The following is a 23280-nucleotide window of genomic DNA, read 5'->3' on the forward strand; positions in this document are numbered from 1 at the left end:
GGACGTCAGCCGGCGAAAATCTTCCAGGTCTTCTTCTGCGTCGCCGCGTCGGCCTCTTCCTGCCCCGAGCAGTCGAGACGCAGATCGCTGTCGGACATCGCGACGTCGAACACCGCGCAGTGATGCACCGTCTTCTTCGACGGCTTGCCCGGCTGGAAGTGGCTGCACGTCAGGCACATACGCTGCGGCGGCGTCGCGCCGGCCACCTGCAGTTCGCGCAGCGTCTTCAGCAGCGCGCGATACAGCGCGCCCTGCTCGTCCGCGCCGAGCTTGCCGACCGCTTTCGTCAGGAATTCAGGCCATTGCAGCGCCTTCTTCGCGGCCGTACGGCCACGCGCCGACAGGCGCACGGCCAGTGCCCGGCCGTCGTCCAGCGCACGGCGCTTTTCGACGAGCCCCTTCGTCTCGAGCGTGCTGACCGCATCGCTCGTGGTGGCCGCGGTGAGCTGCGTCTCGCGCGCGATCTCGCCGAGCCGCATCGGGCCCTTGCGCTGCAGCAGCAGCACGAGAATCTCGCCCTGCGTCGGCGTGAGGCCGGCGCCTTCCGCCCAATCCCATGCCTCGCTCCGCATGGCCGTGCTCAACCGCAGCAGGCTATGGGTCACACGTCCCGCAGCCTGGTTCCCGTAAACGCCTTCGCTCATAGTCTTTTCGCTTTGCCGCCGCCCGGTTGGCCGAGCGGCCGTAGTGTGGAGATCGAATCTATCTCAAAACAGCCGCGCTCTGTCGAGCGCGTCGACACGGCCGTCGCGAGGCACACGCGGCGGTCGCGTTCGCGGCGACCGGAGAGACACGCATCGTTCCGGCGTCCGCAAAGCCGACATTCTAAGCGAGAGCGGAAAATCGCACAGCTAAGTTATCCCCTGCGCGCTGTGGAAAATCGCTGAATAACCGTAATTTTTCGTTGTGCGCGCAATGCCGCGCGCCCGCGAGACGGGGCGCGCCGACGTTGTCCTGTCAGGATCGGCCATCGGCCGCCTGGTGATGATCCACCGGGTTATCCCGCCCGCAGAGCGTTGACTTTGCAGCGGAATATCCGGTTATCCACAGATTTTCAGGAGGCCTGCCGACGATTGCGGGCCGACCCGGCGCGGACTGCCGTTCAGCGAATCGCGGCGCGGTCGATCCTGCAATCTGCAAAACATATTTTCACTCACGCCAACGTAAGCACTGCTGCCGGACCGTCTCGTTCAGCGATTTTTCCTGTTTGAAAACGGTTCTCAACCACGATGCGTCGTTCACGCGCGCCTTCGCGAGCGCGCCGATCTCGTCGAGCGCCGCGCGCGAACCGAGGGCCGCCGCATGCGGCGCGATCCGGTCGAGCGTGTCGAGGATGTCTTCCGCGATCGTGCGGCGCTCGCCCGTCTGAGGATTCACGCAGGTGCCCTCGAGCCCGAAGCGGCACGCTTCGAAACGGTTGAACGTGTAGACGAGGTAATCGTCCTCCGACAGCTTCAGCGGCCGGTCGGTCAGCAGGTAGCGTGCGAGCGTCTGGATGTAGCAGGCGATCGCCGCCGCGCGATCGACCGACAGCGGCGTGTCCATCACGCGCACCTCGATCGTGCCGTAGCCGGGCTTCGGCCGGATGTCCCAGTAGAAGTCCTTCATCGAGTTGACGACGCCCGTGTTCACCATCTTCGTGAAGTATTCCTCGAAGCTGTCCCAGGTCAGCACGAACGGCGCGCGGCCCGACAGCGGGAACGCGAACACCGAATTCAGGCGCGCCGAATGGAAGCCCGTGTCGACGTTCTGCACGAACGGCGACGACGCGGACAGCGCGATGAAGTGCGGAATGAAGCGCGACATCGAGTGCAGCAGGAACAGCGCGCTGTCGGGATCGGGGCAGCCGATGTGCACGTGCTGGCCGAACACGGTGAACTGCTTCGCGAGATAGCCGTACAGCTCGGAGATGTACTGAAAGCGCGGCGCATCGTAGATCTGCCGGTCGCTCCATTGCTGGAACGCATGCGTGCCGCCGCCGGCCAGCCCGACGTTGAGCTGGTCGGCCGCCTTCACGAGCACGTCGCGGATCGCATGCAGCTCGCTGACGGCCTGCTCGTGCGAATGGCAGATGCCGGTCGACAGCTCGATCATGCTTTCGGTGATTTCCGGCGTGATGTTGCCCGGGAAAGTTTCGGCCTGGATCAGGCGCATCAGGTCGGAGGCCGCTTTGGTCAGGTCATAGTTGTGCGTGTTGACGACCTGGATCTCCAGTTCGACGCCGAACGTGAACGGCTCGGAATTGACGAAGGTTTCGAGTGCCATGGCAGGTTCCGGAATCAGTTGCTGTCGCTGCGTTCGCCGACGGCCGACAGGCAGCGGTAGACGACGAACGGGCTGACGAGCTGCAGGATCACGATCGAGCACATCACGATCGCGCGCAGGTGCGGGTCGAAATTCGGATAGAGCTGGTAGGTATCGTCGACGAGCAGGTACGACAGCGCGGACATCGGCGTGAGCGCGATGCCGAGCGCGACGCCCTGCTTCATCCCGAGGCCGCTCGGCTTCGCGAACGCGACGACGCCGGCCAGCTTCGCGGCGAGCCGCGTGACGATCAGCACGATCGCGAGCAGCCCGCCGAGCGCGATGTCGCCCCACGTAAACGACGTGAGCGTCAGCACGAACAGCACCACCGTCAGCAGCCAGCCGGCCGTGCCGAAGTGCTCGGGCCACAGCTGCGGGCGCGCCTCGAGGTTCTTCACGATGATGCCGGCGAGCAGCAGCGTGAGCAGCGTCGACAGCTTCAGCGCCTGCGCGACGGCGATCGCGAGCATCACGAGCCCGAACAGCGCGACGAACGAATGCTCGTCGCGCATCGTCGCGGTCATGTGGCGGAACAGGTAATTGCACGAACGCGCGACCAGATACGCGACGATGAACGAACCGGCGATCAGGTAGACGGGCTGCAGGATCGTCGCGAAAACGTTGCCGTACGCTTCCTGGTGCAGCCAGCTCGTCACGAGCTTGGTCAGCACGATCGCGTACACGCTGTTGAGCGCGGTGAGCGTGATCAGGCGTTGCGACACCTGCCCTTCCGCGCGCAGTTCCGTCTTGAGCTGGATCACCATCGACGGCGATGTGGCAATCGCGATCGCCGACAGCACGAGCGCGACCATCCCCGATACGCCGAGCGCGAGCATCACGAACAGCACGAGCACGAACGTGAGCGTGGCTTCCGCGAGGCTCGACGCGACGAGCCACGGATTGCGGCGGATCCAGCGCAGGTCGAGGCGGCTGCCGAGCTCGAACAGCAGCAGGCCGAGCGCGACGTCCATCAGCAGCCGCGACGTTTCGTCGGTGCTGGTGTCGATCACGCCGAATCCGAACGAACCGGCGATCAGGCCGATCACGGCATAGCCGGTGATGCGCGGCAGCCGCCACGCGCGATAGCACAGCTCGCCGCACAGGCCGGCTGCGAACAGCGCGAGCCCGGCCCAGAACACGGCATCCGGCGCGAGCGGCCAGTTGGGCAGGAATGAGAACGCCGACTTCATCGTGGTGACTTCTCCTTTGGAAGCAACCGCCAGCGACGCGGGTCAAGCGACAGGAATGGATGCGCGCCGGCTGGGTATCGCCCCGAATGTGATTGTTGTGCTCGACGACGGCGGTACATGGGATCCGCCTGTTCCACCACAGGGCGGAACGTCGTTCAGGTTGCCGATCTGGATTGTCGGCCTGGTGTGTGAATGGACTGCGCAGTCCCGAAGATTCAGATTCGAAACCGTGCCGACCGTTCCATTGAAGCATGTCCGGCGCCTGGCCGAACGAACGCGAAGGAAACCGATTGTGCCACAGCTTTTTCGCTCCGGAACCGATTGAATCGACTCGCGGCGCTGTGCGGCACCGCAGGTCTTTGGTTTCAAAGGTTTACCTGTATATATACGTAGTAGAAGTTAACAAAGGGCGCACAGTTCTGTGGATAACTCCGGTTTACATCGGCGGATCAATGGGTTGGCGAAACCATAACCGGTTGCACAGGCTGTTCGCGCACAGGCATTTGAGTTGAGCAACTTTCGGGCCGCCGCACAGCTGTGCCGAGTTGCCCAGTTTACGTCCACTGTGATTGCACACGAAGTGCGTACGGATTCCACGCGGTTATCCACAGCGTCGCGTGGATAACCTTGCACGGAAAAATCGGGAAACTGTGAAGAAGGTGCGCGATCGGTCAGCCGGCCGAGCCCACGCGGCGGGCGCGCAGTGCGCGGATCAGGAAGCGGGCGGGATCGACCGCGTCGGCGAGTTCGCGCTCGAGCGGCCAGGGCTCGCCCTCGAGTTGCGAGGCGATCAGCTCGGCGCCGAGCGCCGCCCACACGAGGCCGCGCGAGCCGAAGCCGAATGCGCCGTAGAGCCCGGGCAGGCGCGGCAGGTCGCGCGCCTGCGCACCGGCCAGCGCACGTGCGTTCGCGGTGGCCTGCGCTTCGTCGGCGAGCGGACCGACGAGCGGCAGGCGGTCGCCGACGACCCAGCGGAACGCCACGCGGCCGCGCAGCGTGGCGGGATCCGGCACCTCGCCGATCAGGCCCGGCAGCAGGCGCCGCACGCGCTCGAGGTTTTCGGCGTGGCCGGCCGCGCGCATCGCGGGATCGGTATCGTCGGGTTCGAACGTGGCGCCGATCAGCAGCGTGCCGTCGTCGAGCGGGACCGCGTAACCGTCGCCGATCGCCGGGCACGGCAGCGGCGCCGTCGTGCCCGGCGGCAGCAGCGTGAGCTGGCCGCGCACCGGTTGCAGCGCGACATGCTGGAGCCCGGCAAGGCGCGCGGCGTCGCCCGCGTTCGCGAGCACGACGACGGGCGCGTCGGCCAGCGTGGCGCCCGTCTCGTCGAGCGCATGCCAGGTGTCGCCCCGCCGTTCGAGCCGCGCGACGCGGGTGGACGCGAGCAGGCGCACGCGCTCGCCGGCCGCCGCATATTGCGCGGCGCACAGCCCGGCCGGCCAGACGGCGCCGCCGTGCGGAAACAGCAGGCCGCCGTGCGCGACCGGCAGGTTCAGATGCGCGCGCGCGGCGGCGGCGTCGAGCAGCGTCACGTACTCGGCAGGCGCGCCGAACGCCTCGAACGCGTCGCGCATCCGCGCGAAGTCGTCGGCCGATTCGGCGAGATGGATCATCCCGTGCGTGCTGCGTGCGAACGCGTGGCCCGCGTGTTCGAGCGCGCGCCAGCGTGCGATCGCGTGCAGGAAGCCGCTGCGTGTGAGCCGGCTCGCGACGTTGTCGTCGCGCGTCATCAGCGGATGGAATACGCCGGCCGGATTACCCGATGCTTCGCTCGCGATTCGTTCGTGCCGTTCGATCAGCGTCACGTCCCAGCCGCGCGCGGCCAGGCGTTCGACCACCGCGCAGCCGGCGAGGCCCGCGCCGATCACGATCGCGCGGCGCGTCGCGACGGGCAGCGCGCGTGGCGGCTCGTGCCGGCGCGAGCGCCAGCGCGGCGCATATTCGCCGACGAGCATCGCGTACTTGCCGGCGAGCCCGGGCATCTTGCGATACGTGAATCCCGTTTCGATGAGCGCTTTTTTCACCATGCCCGCGCTCGAGTAGGTCGCGAAGGTGGCCTCTTCCGCGGCGACGCGCGCGAGCGCGCGGAACGCGTCGACCGACCAGAGATCCGCATTTTTCGCCGGCGCGAAACCGTCCAGATAGAACGCATCGGCGCGCGCGACGAGTTTCGGCAGCAACGCGCACGCGTCGCCGAAACCGAGCGTCAATACGACCCGTCCCGCGTCGAATTCGAGCCGGTGCAGACCCGGCACGAGCATCGGCCACGCGTCGGCCAGCAAGGCGGCTTCCGCCGAGATCGTTGTGTTCGCAACGATATGGGAAAGCGCGCGGCGCAGGTCGTCGCGCGAAAAGGGGTGTTTCTCGAACGAGACGAAGTGCAGCCGCCCGCAGCGCGCGGGATCGTCGCGCCACGCGGCCCAGGTTGCGAGGAAGTTGGCGCCCGCGCCGAACCCCGTCTCGACGATCGTGAACGTGCGGCGGCCTTGCCAGCGCGCCGGCAGCCCGTTGCCGGCGATGAACACGTAGCGCGCCTGCGCGAGCGCGCCCGCGACGTTGTGATAGATGTCGCCGAACTCGGGCGAGACGAGCGTGCCGTCGTCGCGAACGGCGAACGTGGCGGGAACAAGTCGGTCGGGCATGCGAAACAAAAAACGTGGCAGCCAAGCCTGGCAAGGGATTGCGGGCGGCCGTCCGAGCGGCCGTTGGAAAGGGGCAACGGCGCGACGCTCGGGCGGACCGCGCTGCGCATCCCGTCCGGTTGGCGCAGGTCAAAAAACGGTCAATCGACGATTCATTCGGCGAAATACCGATGAAAATCTTTGAAACCCTTGTCGTTATTGGGTTTGCGCTGCGCTATCATAGCAACGCCGTACCGCGGGGTGGCCGCCGGCAAGCCGGAGGGCGCGTCGCGCGGGCCAGGATTCGGCGCTGTGTCGTCGGAGTCTGACTCTCGACGGCACGGTTCGCGCACGTATAATCGGCGCGTTCGCGCTGTTCGTGTCAACCTAACCTGATAAAGGAACCTTAATGAACAAACAGGAACTGATCGACGCCGTCGCCGCCCAAACGGGCGCCAGCAAGGCTCAAACCGGCGAAACGCTGGACACGCTGCTCGAAGTCATCAAGAAGGCCGTGTCGAAGGGTGATGCGGTTCAGCTGATCGGCTTCGGCAGCTTCGGTTCGGGCAAGCGCGCAGCACGTACGGGCCGCAACCCGAAGACGGGCGAAACCATCAAGATCCCGGCAGCCAAGACGGTCAAGTTCACGGCCGGCAAGGCGTTCAAGGACGCCGTCAACAAGCGTTAAACCCGCGCCTGTTCCGGAAAAACCCGCCTCTCGGCGGGTTTTTTGTTGGGCGCGCGCGGCATTTTCGCCACAGTTCGCGCCGCTCTTGCAAAAGTTAACGGTTACTTTTACAAGCCGTTACCAACGCGATCATGCATGGACGATCTGCGTGTCGCCGTGATCGTCGTCGTCGTGGGAATCGACGTCCCACGCCGGGAACGGATCGTCGAGCGCCGCCCATCCCGCCGCGCCGAGCGCGAACTCCGCATCGGTGAGCAGGCACGCATCGAGTTTCGCACGCCATGCATCGGCGTCGAGCGCGATGCCGATCAGCACGAGCTCCTGCCGGCGATCGCCGACCGTGCGATCGTCGAGATCGCCGAGCCATTCGGTGCGGATTTCGGCGAGCAGCTCGTCGTCGTCCGGCCATTCCGCGCGATCCTGCGCCGCCCACCACAAACCCGCCGGGCCATGCCGGCATACGCCGCCCGCCTGCGACAGCGAACCGGCGATGTCGTTGCGCGTCGCGAGCCAGAAGAAACCCTTGCTGCGCAGCACGCCCGGCCACTCCTGGTGCAGCAGCGCCCACAGCCGTGCCGGGTGAAACGGACGGCGCGCGCGGTAAACAAAATTGCCGATCCCGAATTCGTCGGCTTCGCCGTGCACGTGCGCATGATGGTCGTCATGGCAGTCGGGATCGTCGCAATGCGTGTGGTCGCGATCGAGCGACGCGAGCCAGCCCGGCGCATTCGCGGCTTCGTCGAAATCGAAGCGGCCGGTGTTCAGCACTTCGTCGAGCGGCACGTTGCCGAACGTCGATACGACCTGATGCGCGCGCGGATTCAGGCGCGCGAGGATGTGCTGCAGGCGCGCGAGATCGTCCGCGCCGACGAGGTCGGCCTTGTTGATCACCAGCACGTCGCAGAATTCGATCTGCTCGATCAGCAGCTCGACGAGCGTGCGGTCGTCGTCTTCCGACGCGGCGATGCCGCGCGTCGCGAGCGCGTCGTCGGAGCCGTAGTCGCGCAGGAAGTTGTACGCGTCGACCACGGTGACGAGCGTGTCGAGCCGCGCGATGGCCGACAGCGACGCGCCGTCGTCGTCGACGAACGTGAACGTTTCGGCGATCGGCATCGGCTCCGCGATGCCGGTCGATTCGATCATGATCGCGTCGAAGCGGCCTTCGGATGCGAGGTTGCGGATCTCGACGAGCAGATCGTCGCGCAGCGTGCAGCAGATGCAGCCGTTCGACATTTCGACGAGGCGCTCCTCGACGTGCGACAGCGCCTGCGCATCGCGTACGAGCGACGCGTCGATGTTGACCGCCGCGAGATCGTTGACGATCACCGCGACTTTCAGGCCCGCGCGGTTCGCGAGCACGTGGTTGAGCAGCGTGGTCTTGCCGGCGCCGAGGAAGCCGGACAGCACGGTGACGGGCAACGGCTGTTTCATTGCCGGATTCATGATGATTTGCACCAACGGAAAAGATGAAAAAGCGGCCGCGGCGCCCTGGCGGGGCGCGATCGGCCCGCGCACGGGCGAAACGGCGGCGTCAGCCCGCATTGTGCATCAAACGCGCGCGGCCGGCCCGGCGCCGGCCGGCATCGGCCGGCGACGCGGCGCGGAATCACTGAGCGGACTGAGTGGTCTGCGCGGCCTGAGTGGACTGAGTCGTCTGCACGGGCGGCAGCAGCTTCCATTGCGCGAGGATGCCGGCGATCTGCCGCGCGTACTTGTCGCGCAGCGACGGCGTTTCCGAATGATAGGCGCCGACCGCCTGCCACGTGTTGCCGTAGCGGTTCATCTTCTGTTTGAGATGCCACGCGGCGATGTACACGTTCTTGCACGGCTCCATCAGCGTGTCGCGGCCGATCCCGTAGCGCGACAGCGTCGGCAGGTGGATCGAATTGATCTGCATCAGGCCGTAGTCGACCGAGCCGTTCGTGTTCTTGTTCAGCGCATCGGGCCGGTTGCGCGACTCCTGCCAGGCGATCGCGCGCAGGATCAGCGGATTGACCTGCTGATACCTGGCCGCTTCGTCGAAACAATCCGCGCGCGCGTTACCGCTGGCGAACCATGTGCCAGCGGCGATCAACGCGATGGAAGCGAACCGTCTGTTCATCGTGCGAAAAACGAAAAGGAATGGCGCGAAGCTCGGGAAAACCCGTGCGTGTTATTAGTGCGACGAGAAACGTGCCGCCCGTATCATACCGGCAGACCGTCGAATTGCGACAGGCAGGAATACGGCAGCCCGGTTATACCGTATTTTCGTGTCGGCTCATCGCAAAAAGCGTGAGGGCCGCCGCGCGAAGGGTTGCGCCGATCCTTACATATTGCATACGATTTACCGCACGCATGTCGTATGTGAGACAGTCTTCGGATCAATGTGATATTTCGGACATGAAAAACTGCTAATGTCGCCCTTTTCGGACTTGGATCTCAGCACTACCGCCGGAAGTGGCCTGAGCCGGCATCGACCCATTCATCCATGACAAGAAATCGCTTCGTTATGCGGCGTGTTGCCACGACCCTGCTCGTGGCCGGCATCATCGTCTCGCAGGCCGCCTACGCTCAGGTCACGCTCAACTTCGTGAATGCGGACATCGACCAGGTCGCGAAAGCGATCGGCGCCGCGACCGGCAAGACCATCATCGTCGACCCGCGTGTGAAGGGTCAGCTCAACCTCGTGGCCGAACGGCCGGTGCCGGAAGACCAGGCGCTGAAGACGCTGCAGTCCGCGCTGCGCATGCAGGGCTTCGCGCTCGTGCAGGATCACGGCGTGCTGAAGGTCGTGCCGGAAGCCGACGCGAAGCTGCAGGGCGTGCCGACCTACATCGGCAACGCGCCGCAGGCGCGCGGCGACCAGGTGATCACGCAGGTGTTCGAGCTTCGCAACGAATCGGCGAACAACCTGCTGCCCGTGCTGCGGCCGCTGATCTCGCCGAACAACACGGTGACGGCCTACCCGGCGAACAACACGATCGTCGTGACCGACTATGCGGACAACGTGCGCCGCATCGCGCAGATCATCGCGGGCGTCGACAGCGCCGCGGGCGCGCAGGTGCAGGTCGTGCCGCTGCGCAATGCAAACGCGATCGACCTCGCCGCGCAGTTGCAGAAAATGCTCGACCCGGGCGCGATCGGCAACAGCGACGCGACGCTGAAGGTGTCGGTCACGGCCGACCCGCGCACCAACGCGCTGCTGCTGCGCGCGTCGAGCGCGTCGCGCCTCGCGGCCGCGAAGCGCCTCGTGCAGCAGCTCGACGCACCGAGCGCGGCGCCCGGCAACATGCACGTCGTGCCGCTGCGCAACGCCGATGCGGTGAAGCTCGCGAAGACGCTGCGCGGGATGCTCGGCAAGGGCGGCAACGACAGCGGCTCGTCGGCGTCGTCCAACGATGCGAACAGCTTCAACCAGAACGGCGGCTCGTCGTCGAGCGGCAACTTCTCGACCGGCACGTCGGGCACCCCGCCGCTGCCGTCGGGCGGCCTCGGCGGTTCGTCGTCCTCGTCCGCGTATGGCGGCGGCTCGTCCGGCGGCGGCCTTGGCACCGGCGGCCTGCTCGGCGGCGACAAGGACAAGAGCGGCGACGACAACCAGCCGGGCGGGATGATCCAGGCCGACTCGGCCACCAATTCGCTGATCATCACCGCGTCCGATCCGGTTTACCGGAATCTGCGCTCGGTGATCGACCAGCTCGACGCGCGGCGCGCGCAGGTCTACATCGAAGCGCTGATCGTCGAGCTGAACTCGACGACGCAGGGCAACCTCGGCATCCAGTGGCAGGTCGCGAGCGGCCAGTTTCTCGGCGGCACGAACCTGAACCCCGGGCTGGGGCTGGGCAACAGCATCATCAACCTGACGGCGGGCGGCGTGACCAACGCCGCCGGCGGGATCACCGGCGGCGGGCTGGCCTCCAACCTCGGCTCGCTGAGCCAGGGGCTCAACATCGGCTGGCTACACAACATGTTCGGCGTGCAGGGGCTCGGCGCGCTGCTGCAATACTTTGCCGGCGTGAGCGACGCGAACGTGCTGTCGACGCCGAACCTGATCACGCTCGACAACGAGGAAGCGAAGATCGTCGTCGGCCAGAACGTGCCGATCGCGACCGGCTCGTATTCGAACCTGACGAGCGGTACGACGAGCAATGCATTCAATACCTACGACCGTCGCGACGTCGGCCTGACGCTGCACGTGAAGCCGCAGATCACCGACGGCGGCATTCTCAAGCTGCAGCTCTACACGGAGGATTCGGCGGTCGTCAGCGGCACCACCAACGCGCAGACCGGGCCGACCTTCACGAAACGCTCGATCCAGTCGACGATCCTGGCCGACAACGGCGAGATCATCGTGCTCGGCGGCCTGATGCAGGACAACTACCAGGTGTCGAACAGCAAGGTGCCGCTGCTCGGCGACATCCCGTGGATCGGTCAGTTGTTCCGCTCGGAATCGAAGCAGCGCGCGAAAACCAACCTGATGGTGTTCCTGCGCCCGGTGATCATCTCCGATCGCAGCACCGCGCAGGAAGTCACCGCGAACCGCTACGACTACATCCAGGGCGTGACGGGCGCGTACAAGTCGGACAACAACGTGATTCGCGACAAGGACGACCCGGTCGTCCCGCCGATGCCGCTGGGCCCGAGCCAGGGCGGCACGCCGGCCGGCAACCTGTTCGATCTCGACAAGATGCGCCGCCAGCAGTTGCAGCGCCAGGTCGCGCCCGTGCCGGCGCAGCCGTTGCCCGAAGCGACGCCCGCGCAGCCGCAAAGCGTGCCGCAGCAGGCGGTGCCGCAACAGCCGCTGACCACCGCGCCGGGAGCCTCGCAGTGAGCGACGTGCTCGCGTCCTCCGCTCACGACGGCGCGCCGGCCGAGCGCCAGCCGCCGTCGCCGCTGGCCGCGCGCCTGCTGCCGTACGGCTTCGCGAAGAGCGGACAGGTGCTGATCGCGCACCAGCTCGACGACACGCTCGAGGTGTGGATCAGCGAACGCACGAGCGACGCCGCGCTCGCGGAGATCGCGCGCAACTTCGGCTCGATCGCCGTGCACCGCGTGCCGGCCGACGAGCTCGCGCAGGCGATCAACCAGGCCTACGCGCGCCAGGACGGCAGCGCCGCGCAGGTGGTCGGCGAGGTCGAAGGCGAAGTCGACCTGTCGCGGCTGATGCAGGACATCCCCGAAGTCGAAGATCTGCTCGAATCGGAAGACGACGCGCCGATCATCCGGATGATCAACGCGCTGCTCACGCAAGCGGCGCGCGAACAGGCATCCGACATTCACATCGAGCCGTTCGAGAATGCGTCGGTCGTGCGCTTTCGCGTCGACGGCACGCTGCGCGACGTCGTGCGCCCGAAGAAGGCGCTGCACGGCGCGCTGATCTCGCGGATCAAGATCATGGCGCAACTCGACATCGCGGAGAAGCGCCTGCCGCAGGACGGCCGCATCACGCTGCGCGTCGGCGGCCGGCCGGTCGACGTGCGGGTGTCGACGCTGCCGACCGGGCACGGCGAGCGCGCGGTGCTGCGTCTGCTGGAAAAGGACGCGCAGCGCCTGAACCTCGAAGCGCTCGGGATGGGCCGCGACACGCTCGTGCAGTTCGACAAGCTGATCGCGCGCCCGCACGGCATCGTGCTCGTCACCGGCCCGACCGGGTCGGGCAAGACGACCACGCTGTACGCGTCGATGTCGCGGCTCGAAACCGCGACGACCAACATCATGACCGTCGAGGACCCGATCGAATACGATCTCGCCGGCATCGGCCAGACGCAGGTGAACGAGCGGATCGGGATGACTTTTGCCCGTGCGCTGCGCTCGATCCTGCGCCAGGATCCGGACGTGATCATGATCGGCGAAATCCGCGACCTCGAAACCGCGCAGATCGCGGTGCAGGCGTCGCTGACGGGCCACCTCGTGCTCGCGACGCTGCATACGAACGACGCGGCGTCCGCCGTCACGCGTCTGACCGACATGGGCGTCGAGCCGTACCTGCTCGCGTCGTCGCTGCTCGGCGTGCTCGCGCAGCGCCTCGTGCGCCAGCTCTGCCCGGTCTGCAAGGAAGAGCGGCACGAGGAAGGCCGTACCGTGTGGCATCCGGTCGGCTGCGACAAGTGCGGGCATTCGGGGTATTCGGGCCGGCGCGGCGTCTACGAACTGCTGCTGGTCGACGAGTCGATCCGCGCGCTGATCCACCGCAACGCGGCCGATGCCGAGATCCTGGCCGCCGGCCGCGCGGAAGGCATGCGCACGCTGCGCGACGACGCGGAGCGCTGGCTCGCGGCCGGCGCGACGTCGCTCGAGGAAGTGCTGCGCGTGACGGGAGGCGCATAGCGCGATGCCGGCATTCCGTTTCGAAGCAATCGATGCGGCGGGACGCGCGCAGAAAGGCGTGATCGATGCCGACAGCGCGCGCGCCGCGCGCGGCCAGTTGCGCACGCAGGGGCTCACGCCGCTCGTCGTCGAGCCGGCCGCGAGCGCCACGCGCGGCGCGCGTTCGCAGCGGCTCGCGTTCGGCCGCAAGCTGTCGCAGCGCGAACAGGCGATCCTCACGCGCCAGCTCGCGAGCCTGCTGATCGCGGGGCTGCCGCTCGACGAGGCGCTCGGCGTGCTGACCGAGCAGGCCGAACGCGACTACATCCGCGAACTGATGGCCGCGATCCGCGCCGAAGTGCTCGGCGGCCATTCGCTCGCGAATGCGCTGGGCCAGCACCCGCGCGATTTTCCGGAGATCTACCGCGCGCTGGTCGCGGCCGGCGAGCATACGGGCAAGCTCGGCATCGTGCTGTCGCGCCTCGCCGATTACATCGAGCAGAGCAATGCGCTCAAGCAGAAGATCCTGCTGGCGTTCACGTATCCGGGTATCGTCACGCTGATCGCGTTCGGCATCGTCACGTTCCTGCTGAGCTACGTCGTGCCGCAGGTCGTCAACGTGTTCGCGAGCACGAAGCAGCAGTTGCCGATCCTCACGGTCGTGATGATGGCGCTGTCGGAATTCGTGCGGCACTGGTGGTGGGCGATCCTGATCGCGGTCGCGCTCGTCGTGTGGTTCGTGAAGGCGACGCTGTCGCGCGCCGGGCCCAGGCTCGCGTTCGATCGCTGGGTGCTGACCGCGCCGCTCGCGGGCAAGCTCGTGCGCGGCTACAACACGGTGCGCTTCGCGAGCACGCTCGGCATTCTGACCGCGGCCGGCGTGCCGATCCTGCGTGCGTTGCAGGCGGCCGGCGAGACGCTGTCGAACCGCGCGATGCGCGCGAACATCGACGACGCGATCGTCCGCGTGCGCGAAGGCTCCGCGCTGTCGCGCGCGCTGAACAACGTGAAGACGTTTCCGCCGGTGCTCGTGCACCTGATTCGTTCGGGTGAAGCGACGGGCGACGTGACGACGATGCTGGATCGCGCGGCCGAAGGCGAGGCGCGCGAGCTGGAGCGCCGCACGATGTTCCTGACGAGCCTGCTAGAGCCGCTGCTGATCCTCGCGATGGGCGGCATCGTGCTCGTGATCGTGCTGGCCGTGATGCTGCCGATCATCGAGCTGAACAACATGGTGCAGTGACGTGGCGGCCCGATCGCGCGTGCCGGGCCGCGGCCGTCAGCGCATGTAGATCGCGGGGGACGGCGTGTTCGCCGGGAGCTGGACTTCGGCGCGCGCGCCGTTGCGGTCGACGATGATCGAGCGGCTGCGCACTTCGGCGAGCTTCGCGCCGGGCGCGAGCTCCGCGCCGAGCGACACCGCGCGCGGCGGTTCGCCGCCGATGCCGACGATCGCGGCGCCGCCATGATCGAGCGCGAGAATGCCGAAGAGGTGGATGTCCTGGACGGGATTCTTGTCGAGCTGGCCGCCGAAGAGCGCGGCGGCGTCCTCGGTGCGGATCGGCAGCCGCGCGGCGGCGGCGGGCAGCGGCGCTTCGCGGGCCGACAGCGTGACGACCCAGTAGGTGGCCGTCGCGCACAAACCCGCGAAGAGGGCGAGGGAAAGGATCCGGATCGAGAGCGCGTTCATGCGCGCTATTGTACGGATGTATGTGAAATTTGCGTTGGGTGAAAGCCCTCGGCGATGCGCGCCTTACAATGCGGGCTCCGCGCCCGGGGTATCGGAAGCCTGTCGTCAGGCCGGCATTCCGGAATGCCTGTCGGGTGCGTCACTCAATCGACGACATTTTTTGGAAAGAGGTAGTCAGTCATGCAAACGTGGATCACTCGCCGCAACGCGGCCGTGCGTCGTCAGCGCGGTTTCACGCTGATCGAGATCATGGTGGTGGTCGCGATCCTCGGGATCCTGGCGGCGCTGATCGTGCCGAAGATCATGAGCCGCCCGGACGAGGCGCGCCGCATCGCCGCGAAGCAGGACATCGGCACGATCATGCAGGCGCTCAAGCTGTACCGTCTGGACAACGGCCGCTATCCGACGCAGGAACAGGGCCTGAACGCGCTGATCCAGAAGCCGACCACCGATCCGATCCCCAACAACTGGAAGGACGGCGGCTATCTCGAGCGCCTGCCGAACGATCCGTGGGGCAACGGGTACAAGTACCTGAACCCGGGCGTGCACGGCGAGATCGACGTGTTCAGCTACGGCGCCGACGGCAAGGAAGGCGGCGAAAGCAACGACTCCGACATCGGCTCGTGGCAATGAGCCGGCGCTGATCGCCCCGACGTTTCCTTCCCGTTCTTCATGCTCGCCATTCGCACGACCTCCCGCTGCGGCCGCGATTGCCGTGTGCGTCGCGGTGCGGTGCCGTCCGTCCCGGCGGGTGCCGATGGCGGCTTGACGACGCCCCGCGCGGCGCGGCGTCGCGCGCGCGGTTTCACGCTGCTCGAAATGCTGGTCGTGCTCGTGATCGCGGGGCTGCTCGTGTCGCTCGCGTCGCTGTCGCTGACGCGCAATCCGCGCACCGACTTGCGCGAGGAAGCGCAGCGCATCGCGCTGCTGTTCGAGACGGCCGGCGACGAAGCGCAGGTGCGCGCGCGGCCGATCGCGTGGCAGCCGACCGCGCACGGTTTCCAGTTCGACGTGAGCTCGCCCGACGGCTGGCGCACGCTGCGCGACGACTTGCTGCGCCCGCGTGACTGGGACGGCGGCGTCACGGGCGCGGACATCGATTACCCGGGGTCGGACACGCGCGCGAACCGCGTCGTGTTCGGCACCGAGAGCATCGACACGCCGGTGCGCGTGACGCTGCATTCGGCCGCCGGTAGCGCGACGATCGTCGGCACCGGCAACGGCCGCTACGAGGTGCAATGACGATGCGTCGTCGCCTGCCCTTCCCCGCTTCTTCCGCCCGCGGCTTCACGATGATCGAGGTGCTGGTCGCGCTCGCGATCATCGCGGTCGCGCTCGCCGCGTCGATCCGCGCGGTTGGCACGATGGCGACCAATGCGTCCGACCTGCATCGCCGCCTGCTCGCCGGCTGGAGCGCCGACAACGCGCTCGCGCAACTGCGGCTCACGCATGCGTGGCCGGAGGTCGGCGAGCAGAGTTTCGACTGCTCGCAAGGCAACGTGCAGCTCGTCTGCACGCAGCGCGTGAGCACCACGCCGAACCCGGTGTTCCGGCGCGTGCGGATTTCGGTGAGCATGCCCGGCCGTTCCGGCGTGCTCGCGCAGATGGTGACGGTGGTCGCGAATGAAACCAGCCGTCCGCTCTGACGCGCCGATGCGACGCCCGTCCGCCCGTGCCGGCCGCCGCGCCCGCGGCTTCACGCTGATCGAGCTGATGATCGCGATCGCGATCCTCGCGGTGGTGGCGATCCTCGCCTGGCGCGGGCTCGACCAGATCATGCGCGGCCGCGACAAGGTGGCCGCCGCGATGGAGGACGAGCGCGTGTTCGCGCAGATGTTCGACCAGATGCGCATCGACGCGCGGCGCGCCGCGACCGACGACGAGGCCGGCCAGCCGGCGATCGGCGTCGCCGGCAATACGCTGCAGATCGTGCGCGAGCTCGACGTGCCGGGCGTCGCGCCGCGGCTGCAGGTGGTCCGCTACCGGATCGCCGGCGGGCGCGTCGTGCGCTATGCGTCGCCGCCGGTCGACGACACGAACCGGCTGCGCACGATGCTGAAGGACAGCAGCGTCGAAGGCTGGAGCTGGGTCGCGCTGATGGGCGGCGTCGGCGCGATCGACGCGAAGCTGTACGTGCCGCGCGTGGGCTGGACCACCAACCTGCAGACGGCCGACGAAGCGCTCGCGCAGAACAACGACGCGCTCAAGGTGCCGCAGCTCGGCAACGCGCCGCCCGCGCGCGCGGTGACCGGGCTGCAGGTCAGCATCGGCGCGACGTCGCTGCGCGTGCCGGTCACGCGCATCTTCCTCGTCGGGGAATGACGATGCGCGCGCGCCCGCCCCGCCGAATGCCTCGCCGCCGCCAGCGCGGCGCCGCGATCATCACCGCGCTGCTCGTGGTCGCGCTGTCGGCGATCCTCGTGTCGGGGATGCTGTGGCGCCAGCAGGTGCAGATCCGCCGCATCGAGAACCAGCGCGTGATCGCGCAGGCACAGTGGGTCGCGCGCGGCGCCCTCGACTGGACGCGAATGATCCTGCGCTCCGAAGGCGACACGGCGCCCGGCATCACGTATCTCGGCGGGATCTGGGGCGTGCCGATCGCGAAGACGAAGCTGTCGGATTTCCTCGGCCGGATCGGCGCGCCCAACGAGACGGGCGGCGACGACACCTACCTGTCCGGCTCGATCGAGGACGCGCAGGCGAAGTTCAACCTGCGCAACCTCGTGTCGTCGCCGGCGCCCGGCGTGCTGCAGTTGAACGTCACGCAGATGCAGGCGTTCCAGCGCCTGCTGACGACGCTCGGCTACGACAGTGCCTTCGCGAAGCGCATCGCGCTGCAGGTGCGCGCGGGGCTGCTGCATTCGGCCACGCGGTTCCAGATGCCGAACCTGCCCGGCGGCGGCGGCACCGCGGCGAATGCCGCGACCGCACCGGTGACGAGCGGCGACATGCAGGGCAGCGGCTTCACCGACGATCCCGGGATGGCCGGCGGCGAGCGCGGGCCCGCGCCGCTGATGATGACGCGCGTCGACAGCCTGCTCGACGTCGACGGCGTGACGCCCGAAATGGTCGCGCGGCTGCGCCCGTTCGTCACCGTGCTGCCGACCACGACGCCCGTGAACATGAACACCGCGCCGGCCGAAGTGATCGCCGCGCTGATACCCGGGATGAGCGTGTCGTCCGCGCAGGCGCTCGTCGCGCGCCGCGAGACCGTGTTTTTCCGGAACGTCGGGGACGTGCAGCTCGCGCTGCGCGGCGCCGGCGCGCCGCCGAACGTGACGATCGACTCGAGCCTCGTCGACGTCAATTCGAGCTATTTCATCGTGCATGGGCGGATCCAGCACGAACGCGCGGAGGTCGACCGTACCTCGCTCGTGTATCGTGATCCGACCACGCACTCGACGCGGATCGTGCGCATCCGCGATCAGCTATAACGACGCCAATCGGGAGAGGAGCGCTTGTGAGCACGTTGATTGTTTCTTTGCCGCCGCGCGAGCCGGCCGTGCCGCTGCAGGAATGGCAGTGGCCCGAGCTGCCGTTCATGCTCGTCGACAAGGCCGGCCAGGTGCAGCGCGCGGGCCGCGCCGCGCTCGCGCTGTTGCCGCGCGCGAACGCAACGGTGCTGATCGTCGCCGCGCGCGACGTGCTGCTGCTGGCCGCGACCGTGCCGCCGCTGAAGGGGCCGAAGCTGCGTCAGGCGCTGCCCAACATCGTCGAGGATCAGTTGATCCAGGATCCGCTCGGCTGCCACATCGCGCTCGATCCGGCCGCCCTGCCCGACGGGCGCCGCGTGCTGGCCGTCGTCGATCGCGCGTGGTTCCGCACGATCTGCGACGCGTTCACCGCGGCCGGCCACCGGCACCTGAGCGCGGTGCCCGCGACCCGCTGCCTGCCGGCGCCGCGCGCGCCGGCCGAAGCGGCATCCGCCTCGGCGCTGGCCGACGGTGAGGGTATCGACGCCGCCGCGCTCGCCGCGGACGCCGCCGCGCCGCTCGCCCGTCCGGCCACGGTCGCCGCGGTGCTCGGGCTCGCGACGGCGGTCGAGCCGGTGCTCGTCGAAGCCGGCGCGCTGCCGGCGGCGGCCGGTGCGCCGCGCCTCGAGCTGGCGGTCGCGCGCGGCGCGCTCGGCGAAGGCTTCGCGGCGCCCGCGTCGCGCGCGGCCGGCACGCTGGCCGCGCTCGCGGGCGGCGGCGCCATCGAACTGTACGAACTCGGCGAACCGGGCGCGGAGCCGCGGCTCGCGTCGGTCGGCCGCGCCGACGCGCCGCTGCTGCCGGGCGCCGCGCCGCTGTCGTTCGACACGTTCGCGCGCCGGGCGCTCGCCGAGCCATTCGATCTGTGCCAGTTCGAATTCGAATCGCAGCCGTGGCGCTTCGATCGCGCGACGCTCAAGCGCCTGCGCGTGCCGATCGCGCTGGCCGCGGCGACGCTCGGCGTCGCGGTGATCGGGATGAACCTGCACTGGTGGAAGCTGTCGCGCGAGCGCGATGCGCTGTCCGCGCAGATCACCGAGACGCTGTTGTCCGCGTTCCCGAAGACGACCACCGTGCTCGATCCGCCCGCGCAGATGCAGCGCCAGCTCGACCAGTTGCGGCTCGCTGCCGGCGAGCTGTCGCCGAACGATTTTCTCGCGCTGTCGAGCGGCTTGTCGCGCTCGATGGGCGCGCTGCCGCTGAACGGCATCGCGTCGCTCGACTATCACGACCGGCGGCTCGACGTCGGCTTCAAGCCGGAGGTCAAGGTCGATCCCGATTTCACGCAGCGCCTCGCGCGCAACGGACTGTCCGGCGAAGTCGACAGCAACACGGGCAAATGGACGATCCGGAGCCGCTCATGAAAACCGAACAACTGAACCAGACGCTCGCCCAGTTCTGGGGCGAGCGCACGCCGCGCGAGAAGACGCTGCTCGGCTGGGGCGGCGCCGTGCTGGCGGTCGCGATCGCGTATTCGGTGCTGTGGTCGCCCGCGCAGGAAGGCCGGGCGCGGATCCAGCGCGAGCTGCCGGCGATGCGTCACGAACTCGCGCAGATGACCGCGCAGGCGAACGAGGCGAAGTCGCTGGCGGCCGCCGCGCAGGGTGTCGCGCCGACCGGCCTCGCGCTGAAGGATGCGCTGACCGCGTCGCTGTCCGACCATGGGCTGCAAGGCGCGCAGGTGCAGATCGTCGGCAATGGCGTGCAGATCCAGATGAAGAACGTGTCGTTCCAGGCGTGGACCCAGTGGCTCGACGATGCGCGCCGGCAATTCAAAGTGCAGGTCGGCGAGGCGCATGCGACGGCGCTGAAGGAGGACGGCCAGGTCGACCTGACGGCCGTGATGCAACCTTCCGTCCAGAAATAGATGACGGCAGTGGATGACGCATACGAAGGCCGGCCGATGCGGCCGTGGGCGAGACGGCTCGTCACCGTATTGCCGTGGGTGCTGGCAGGCGGTCTGGCGACGGCGGTGACGCTCGTCGCGCTCGCGCCGGCCGCATGGATCGCGCCGCAGTTCGCGCGTGCGACCGGCGGCCACGTGAATCTCGTCGATCCGGAAGGCTCGCTGTGGCACGGCTCGGGCACGCTGATGCTCGCGCCGGGCGCCGACCAGAGCGCGGCGACGCTGCTGCCGGGCCGGGTCGAATGGACCACGCGCTTCTGGCCGTTGCTGACCGGGCGCGTGCAGATGCGCATGCGGCAGACCGAAGCGATGCCCGATGCGGTCACGCTCGATGCGACGTGGCGCGGCGCGGTGCTGTCGGCGGGCGCGATGGCGGTGCCGGCGTCGCTGCTCACGGGGCTCGGCACGCCGTTTAACACGCTGGATCTGCAGGGCGACGTGCGGCTCGCCTGGAGCGACTGGCGGCTCATCGGCAGCAACGCGTTCGGCCAGCTGACGGTGACGATCGATTCGATGAGTTCGCGCGTGTCGCGCGTGAAGCCGCTCGGTTCGTACCGCGCGGTATTGCAGGCGAAGGGCGCGGGCGCCGATCTCGACCTGTCGACGACGCAGGGCCCGCTGTTCCTCGACGGGCACGGCAGCTTCGGCCCCGGCCAGGGCTCGTTCCGCGGGACCGCGCACGCGGCGCCCGAGCAGCAGGCGAACCTCGCCGGGCTGCTGAACCTGCTCGGCCACCCGATCGGCAACAACCAGGTTTCGCTGATCTTCGGCGACGCGCAGCGCTGAACGCGCGCGTCGCCCGCTTCCCTTCTACTTCTGCGCGAGCGGCGCGGCGGCCGACGGTGCGGTGGCCGCGGGCGCGGCCGCACCGGACGCCGGCAAAGGCGCCGGCGCCGCCATGTCGCCGTTCTCGCGCGCCATTTCCGATACGTTCCAGCCGCCGCCGAGCGCCTTCACGAGCCCGACCGACGACACCATCCGCTGCCCGGCGATCGTCGCGAGCTTCTGCTGCGCGGTGAACGCGGTGGTCTGCGCGGTCAGCACGTTCAGGTACGCGACCGTACCGGCCTTGTACTGGTTCGTGACGATCGCGAGCGCGTGCTCGGCGCTGTCGACGGCTTGCCGCTGCACGTCGATTTCCTGCGCGAGGATGCGCTGCGACGCCAGGTTGTCCTCCACGTCCTGGAATGCGGTGAGCACCGCGAGACGATAGGCGGCGACGTCCTGGTCGTAGGTCGCGCGCGCGGCGTCGGTCTGCGCGGCGCGCAAGCCCGCGTCGAACAGCGTGGCCGCGAGCTGCGGGCCGACCGTCCAGAAGCGTGCCGGCAGCGTGAACAGCTGCGACCACACCGAACTCTGGAAGCCGCCGCTGGCCGACAGCGTGAGCGTGGGGAAGAACGCCGAGATCGCGACGCCGATCTGCTCGTTCGCGGCCGCCGCGCGGCGCTCGGCCGCCGCGACGTCGGGCCGGCGCTCGAGGATCGCGGACGGCACGTCGACCGGCGTGACCGGCGGCTCGGCCGCGAGCGGGTTCGGCGGCAGCGAGAAGGTCGACGCGGGCTCGCCGATCAGCGTCGCGATCGCATGCTCGTACTGCGCGCGGGCGACGCCGTTGTCGATCTGCGCGGCCTGCGCGCTCTGCAGCTGCGTCTGCGCCTGGATCACGTCCGCGCGCGCGGCGACGCCCTGCGCGTACTGGTTCTGCGTGAGCTGCAGCGACCGTTCGTACGATTTCACGGTGTCGTCGAGCAGCTTTTGCAGCGCATCGGACGTGCGCAACTGGAAATAGGTCTGCGCGAGCAGCGCCTGCTGCGACAGCCGCGCGTTCGCGAGATCGGCCGCGGCGGCCGCTTCGCCGGCGCGCTGCGCGCTGACGGTGCGGCTCACCTTGCCCCATAGATCGGGCTCCCAGCTGGCGTCGAGGCCGACGCTGTAGCTGTTGTTGATCGATCCGGTCGACCCGCTGCCGAAACTCGACGACGAGCCCGACGACAGCGACGTGCGCGGCGTCCGCGCGCGCGAGCCCGATGCGCTCAGCCCGACGGTCGGGAAATACGCGGCGCGCGCCTCGGTGACGAGCGCGCGCGCCTGCCGGTAGGCGGCGGCCGATTGCGCGATGGTCTGGTTCGACGCGTTGAGCTTGCCGATCAGCGCATCGAGCTGCGGATCGTTGTAGACCGTCCACCACGCGCCGCGATCGGCCCGATCGGCGGGCTGCGCGACTTTCCAGCCGGCCGGCGCTTCCTTGAAGGCGGCGGGGATCGACGTGTCGGGCCGGTGATAGTCGGGCCCGACGGCGCAGCCGGCGAGCAGCACGGCCGTCGCAATGGCGACGGCGGCGCTCAGCGGGCGAACGGCGCGCGGGAGGGAGGCGTACGGCATGGTGGTTTTCCTGTCTGGGCACGACGGCCGGCGAGCGGCGCCGCGCGATGCGGTCATGCGGTGCGGTCGTTGGCCGCTGGCGGACAAATGGTAACTGACGGCGGGAAAGCCGCGCAGCCCTAAGGGTAAGGTGCGTGGCGGCCCGAATGTGTTACCGGTGCGGGCGGCCGGTTTACCGGCCATTACGGCCGGCTTGCGGGAAAACGGGCATGCGAATGGGCATCCAACGGACGACAGCGACCCGCGCGCGACGCGGCCGGCGATCGGGCGGGACAGTGTGGAAAGCGGGCGCGCGGCGGCGTCAGTGTGTCAGTGGCAGCGCACGGGCACCGCGACGGGTTTGGCGGCGGCCGGCCATGTCGACGGCTCCGTCGCGGCCGGCTGGCTCGTGCGGCGGGCGCCGCCCTTCGCGTTGCGCTGCCGGCGATGATCGAACCACGCGAACCCGAGCGCCGCGAGCGAGCCGCCAGGCACGACCAGCATCGTCACGTACAGCGCGATCTTCCAGCCGCGGTGCGGCCCGGAGAACACATGATGAGCGGTATCGGTCAGGTTGCGGCGCAGCGCGCCGGCGGCATTTTTCAGGAACAGCATCGCGAACATCCTCGGGTGCCCGGCAGTGCGGGCCAATCGGTCAGAACATAGTCTCCGGCGGTGCAACATGCACGTCGTAACTGGTTGACTTAAATAATATTGACTAAGCAATCATTTTTCAAGATACTGGGCGCGTTTTAACCCGAA

Annotated in this window: 22 protein-coding genes; 13 read left to right on the forward strand and 9 right to left on the reverse strand. The window is 68.3% G+C overall.

All coding sequences use genetic code 11. The features are described from left to right. Positions 1 to 5: 5 nt before the first annotated feature. From WS64_RS11015 to WS64_RS11025, 3 genes are all read right to left on the reverse strand, one after another. Positions 6 to 644: a MarR family winged helix-turn-helix transcriptional regulator gene (locus WS64_RS11015; RefSeq protein WP_059638537.1), complete on the reverse strand. Its 639-nt coding sequence runs from the start codon at positions 642 to 644 to the stop codon at positions 6 to 8. Between the two features lie 505 nt (positions 645 to 1149). Further along, positions 1150 to 2265 carry a YbdK family carboxylate-amine ligase gene (locus WS64_RS11020; RefSeq protein WP_059580447.1) on the reverse strand — a complete coding sequence of 372 codons (1116 nt, stop codon included), beginning with the start codon at positions 2263 to 2265 and terminating at the stop codon, positions 1150 to 1152. A gap of 14 nt (positions 2266 to 2279) precedes the next feature. Further along, positions 2280 to 3494 carry a cation:proton antiporter gene (locus WS64_RS11025; protein ID WP_060008864.1) on the reverse strand — a complete coding sequence of 405 codons (1215 nt, stop codon included), beginning with the start codon at positions 3492 to 3494 and terminating at the stop codon, positions 2280 to 2282. Position 3495: 1 nt separating this feature from the next. Here WS64_RS11025 and WS64_RS34275 point away from each other — a divergent pair, with 1 nt between their 5' ends. Next, a complete protein-coding gene (locus tag WS64_RS34275) occupies positions 3496 to 3819 on the forward strand; it encodes a hypothetical protein (RefSeq protein WP_155720414.1) in 324 nt (107 codons plus the stop codon). A 346-nt stretch (positions 3820 to 4165) separates the two neighbouring features. On the opposite strand, the gene mnmC is transcribed toward WS64_RS34275, so the two are convergent. Then, positions 4166 to 6136, reverse strand: coding sequence for a bifunctional tRNA (5-methylaminomethyl-2-thiouridine)(34)-methyltransferase MnmC2/FAD-dependent 5-carboxymethylaminomethyl-2-thiouridine(34) oxidoreductase MnmC1 (gene mnmC, locus WS64_RS11030; RefSeq protein ID WP_060966459.1), 1971 nt, complete (start codon positions 6134 to 6136; stop codon positions 4166 to 4168). Between the two features lie 388 nt (positions 6137 to 6524). Between mnmC and WS64_RS11035 the strand changes: the two genes are divergently transcribed. After that, on the forward strand, positions 6525 to 6803 hold the full coding sequence (locus WS64_RS11035; RefSeq protein ID WP_006401505.1) for an HU family DNA-binding protein: 279 nt from the start codon (positions 6525 to 6527) through the stop codon (positions 6801 to 6803). A gap of 129 nt (positions 6804 to 6932) precedes the next feature. Here the strand turns inward: WS64_RS11035 and WS64_RS11040 are convergent, their stop codons facing one another. Next, on the reverse strand, positions 6933 to 8246 hold the full coding sequence (locus tag WS64_RS11040) for a GTP-binding protein (RefSeq protein WP_060966944.1): 1314 nt from the start codon (positions 8244 to 8246) through the stop codon (positions 6933 to 6935). Between the two features lie 163 nt (positions 8247 to 8409). Then, positions 8410 to 8904 carry a lytic transglycosylase domain-containing protein gene (locus WS64_RS11045; RefSeq protein ID WP_059638543.1) on the reverse strand — a complete coding sequence of 165 codons (495 nt, stop codon included), beginning with the start codon at positions 8902 to 8904 and terminating at the stop codon, positions 8410 to 8412. 366 nt (positions 8905 to 9270) lie between these two features. Here WS64_RS11045 and gspD point away from each other — a divergent pair, with 366 nt between their 5' ends. The 3 genes from gspD to gspF are packed head-to-tail and all read left to right on the forward strand — an operon-like array spanning position 9271 to position 14331. Then, positions 9271 to 11613, forward strand: coding sequence for a type II secretion system secretin GspD (gspD, locus tag WS64_RS11050; RefSeq protein WP_060966460.1), 2343 nt, complete (start codon positions 9271 to 9273; stop codon positions 11611 to 11613). Further along, complete coding sequence (gspE, locus tag WS64_RS11055; protein WP_060966461.1) at positions 11610 to 13109, forward strand: type II secretion system ATPase GspE; 1500 nt, start codon at positions 11610 to 11612, stop codon at positions 13107 to 13109. The genes gspD and gspE overlap by 4 nt, the downstream gene beginning before the upstream one ends. Before the next feature lie 4 nt (positions 13110 to 13113). After that, positions 13114 to 14331, forward strand: a complete 1218-nt coding sequence (gene gspF, locus WS64_RS11060) for a type II secretion system inner membrane protein GspF (protein WP_059638548.1) — start codon at positions 13114 to 13116, stop codon at positions 14329 to 14331. A gap of 36 nt (positions 14332 to 14367) precedes the next feature. Here gspF and WS64_RS11065 read toward each other — a convergent pair whose 3' ends face one another. After that, on the reverse strand, positions 14368 to 14778 hold the full coding sequence (locus WS64_RS11065) for a hypothetical protein (protein ID WP_011882773.1): 411 nt from the start codon (positions 14776 to 14778) through the stop codon (positions 14368 to 14370). A 180-nt stretch (positions 14779 to 14958) separates the two neighbouring features. Here WS64_RS11065 and gspG point away from each other — a divergent pair, with 180 nt between their 5' ends. Genes gspG through WS64_RS11105 form a run of 8 tightly spaced genes read left to right on the forward strand, consistent with a single transcriptional unit; the run spans position 14959 to position 20943 of the window. Beyond that, positions 14959 to 15411: a type II secretion system major pseudopilin GspG gene (gspG, locus tag WS64_RS11070; protein ID WP_027783126.1), complete on the forward strand. Its 453-nt coding sequence runs from the start codon at positions 14959 to 14961 to the stop codon at positions 15409 to 15411. A gap of 39 nt (positions 15412 to 15450) precedes the next feature. Beyond that, the gene (locus WS64_RS11075) at positions 15451 to 16020 is read left to right on the forward strand and encodes a GspH/FimT family pseudopilin (protein ID WP_059580429.1); all 570 of its coding nucleotides are present in this window, start codon (positions 15451 to 15453) and stop codon (positions 16018 to 16020) included. Then, positions 16017 to 16424 carry a type II secretion system minor pseudopilin GspI gene (gene gspI, locus WS64_RS11080; protein WP_059580427.1) on the forward strand — a complete coding sequence of 136 codons (408 nt, stop codon included), beginning with the start codon at positions 16017 to 16019 and terminating at the stop codon, positions 16422 to 16424. The genes WS64_RS11075 and gspI overlap by 4 nt, the downstream gene beginning before the upstream one ends. Then, the gene (locus WS64_RS11085) at positions 16402 to 17100 is read left to right on the forward strand and encodes a PulJ/GspJ family protein (RefSeq protein WP_081103812.1); all 699 of its coding nucleotides are present in this window, start codon (positions 16402 to 16404) and stop codon (positions 17098 to 17100) included. The genes gspI and WS64_RS11085 overlap by 23 nt, the downstream gene beginning before the upstream one ends. A gap of 2 nt (positions 17101 to 17102) precedes the next feature. Next, positions 17103 to 18212: a type II secretion system minor pseudopilin GspK gene (gene gspK, locus WS64_RS11090; protein WP_059638600.1), complete on the forward strand. Its 1110-nt coding sequence runs from the start codon at positions 17103 to 17105 to the stop codon at positions 18210 to 18212. Positions 18213 to 18238: 26 nt separating this feature from the next. Next, positions 18239 to 19615 (forward strand): type II secretion system protein GspL, encoded by a 1377-nt coding sequence (gene gspL, locus WS64_RS11095; RefSeq protein WP_060966463.1) that lies wholly within the window; start codon positions 18239 to 18241, stop codon positions 19613 to 19615. Next, entirely contained in the window at positions 19612 to 20118 is a 507-nt protein-coding gene (gspM, locus tag WS64_RS11100) for a type II secretion system protein GspM (protein ID WP_060966945.1), read from the forward strand. The genes gspL and gspM overlap by 4 nt, the downstream gene beginning before the upstream one ends. Before the next feature lie 36 nt (positions 20119 to 20154). After that, on the forward strand, positions 20155 to 20943 hold the full coding sequence (locus tag WS64_RS11105; protein WP_059638602.1) for a type II secretion system protein N: 789 nt from the start codon (positions 20155 to 20157) through the stop codon (positions 20941 to 20943). 24 nt (positions 20944 to 20967) lie between these two features. Here WS64_RS11105 and WS64_RS11110 read toward each other — a convergent pair whose 3' ends face one another. Both WS64_RS11110 and WS64_RS11115 read right to left on the reverse strand, forming a co-directional pair. Continuing rightward, entirely contained in the window at positions 20968 to 22539 is a 1572-nt protein-coding gene (locus WS64_RS11110; RefSeq protein WP_060966464.1) for an efflux transporter outer membrane subunit, read from the reverse strand. 309 nt (positions 22540 to 22848) lie between these two features. Beyond that, the gene (locus WS64_RS11115; protein ID WP_059638559.1) at positions 22849 to 23133 is read right to left on the reverse strand and encodes a hypothetical protein; all 285 of its coding nucleotides are present in this window, start codon (positions 23131 to 23133) and stop codon (positions 22849 to 22851) included. Positions 23134 to 23280 lie beyond the last annotated feature (147 nt).

Source organism: Burkholderia anthina, from assembly GCF_001547525.1.
Taxonomy (GTDB): domain Bacteria; phylum Pseudomonadota; class Gammaproteobacteria; order Burkholderiales; family Burkholderiaceae; genus Burkholderia; species Burkholderia semiarida.

Excerpts from the sequence above, each read along its gene's own strand:
- WS64_RS11015 (WP_059638537.1), bottom strand. The coding sequence starts at position 644 with ATGAGCGAAGGCGTTTACGGGAACCAGGCTGCGGGACGTGTGACCCAT.
- WS64_RS11020 (WP_059580447.1), bottom strand. The coding sequence starts at position 2,265 with ATGGCACTCGAAACCTTCGTCAATTCCGAGCCGTTCACGTTCGGCGTC.
- WS64_RS11025 (WP_060008864.1), bottom strand. The coding sequence starts at position 3,494 with ATGAAGTCGGCGTTCTCATTCCTGCCCAACTGGCCGCTCGCGCCGGAT.
- mnmC (WP_060966459.1), bottom strand. The coding sequence starts at position 6,136 with ATGCCCGACCGACTTGTTCCCGCCACGTTCGCCGTTCGCGACGACGGC.
- WS64_RS11035 (WP_006401505.1), top strand. The coding sequence starts at position 6,525 with ATGAACAAACAGGAACTGATCGACGCCGTCGCCGCCCAAACGGGCGCC.
- WS64_RS11040 (WP_060966944.1), bottom strand. The coding sequence starts at position 8,246 with ATGAATCCGGCAATGAAACAGCCGTTGCCCGTCACCGTGCTGTCCGGC.
- WS64_RS11045 (WP_059638543.1), bottom strand. The coding sequence starts at position 8,904 with ATGAACAGACGGTTCGCTTCCATCGCGTTGATCGCCGCTGGCACATGG.
- gspD (WP_060966460.1), top strand. The coding sequence starts at position 9,271 with ATGACAAGAAATCGCTTCGTTATGCGGCGTGTTGCCACGACCCTGCTC.
- gspF (WP_059638548.1), top strand. The coding sequence starts at position 13,114 with ATGCCGGCATTCCGTTTCGAAGCAATCGATGCGGCGGGACGCGCGCAG.
- WS64_RS11065 (WP_011882773.1), bottom strand. The coding sequence starts at position 14,778 with ATGAACGCGCTCTCGATCCGGATCCTTTCCCTCGCCCTCTTCGCGGGT.
- gspG (WP_027783126.1), top strand. The coding sequence starts at position 14,959 with ATGCAAACGTGGATCACTCGCCGCAACGCGGCCGTGCGTCGTCAGCGC.
- WS64_RS11075 (WP_059580429.1), top strand. The coding sequence starts at position 15,451 with ATGCTCGCCATTCGCACGACCTCCCGCTGCGGCCGCGATTGCCGTGTG.
- gspI (WP_059580427.1), top strand. The coding sequence starts at position 16,017 with ATGACGATGCGTCGTCGCCTGCCCTTCCCCGCTTCTTCCGCCCGCGGC.
- WS64_RS11085 (WP_081103812.1), top strand. The coding sequence starts at position 16,402 with ATGAAACCAGCCGTCCGCTCTGACGCGCCGATGCGACGCCCGTCCGCC.
- gspK (WP_059638600.1), top strand. The coding sequence starts at position 17,103 with ATGCGCGCGCGCCCGCCCCGCCGAATGCCTCGCCGCCGCCAGCGCGGC.
- gspM (WP_060966945.1), top strand. The coding sequence starts at position 19,612 with ATGAAAACCGAACAACTGAACCAGACGCTCGCCCAGTTCTGGGGCGAG.
- WS64_RS11105 (WP_059638602.1), top strand. The coding sequence starts at position 20,155 with ATGCGGCCGTGGGCGAGACGGCTCGTCACCGTATTGCCGTGGGTGCTG.
- WS64_RS11110 (WP_060966464.1), bottom strand. The coding sequence starts at position 22,539 with ATGCCGTACGCCTCCCTCCCGCGCGCCGTTCGCCCGCTGAGCGCCGCC.
- WS64_RS11115 (WP_059638559.1), bottom strand. The coding sequence starts at position 23,133 with ATGCTGTTCCTGAAAAATGCCGCCGGCGCGCTGCGCCGCAACCTGACC.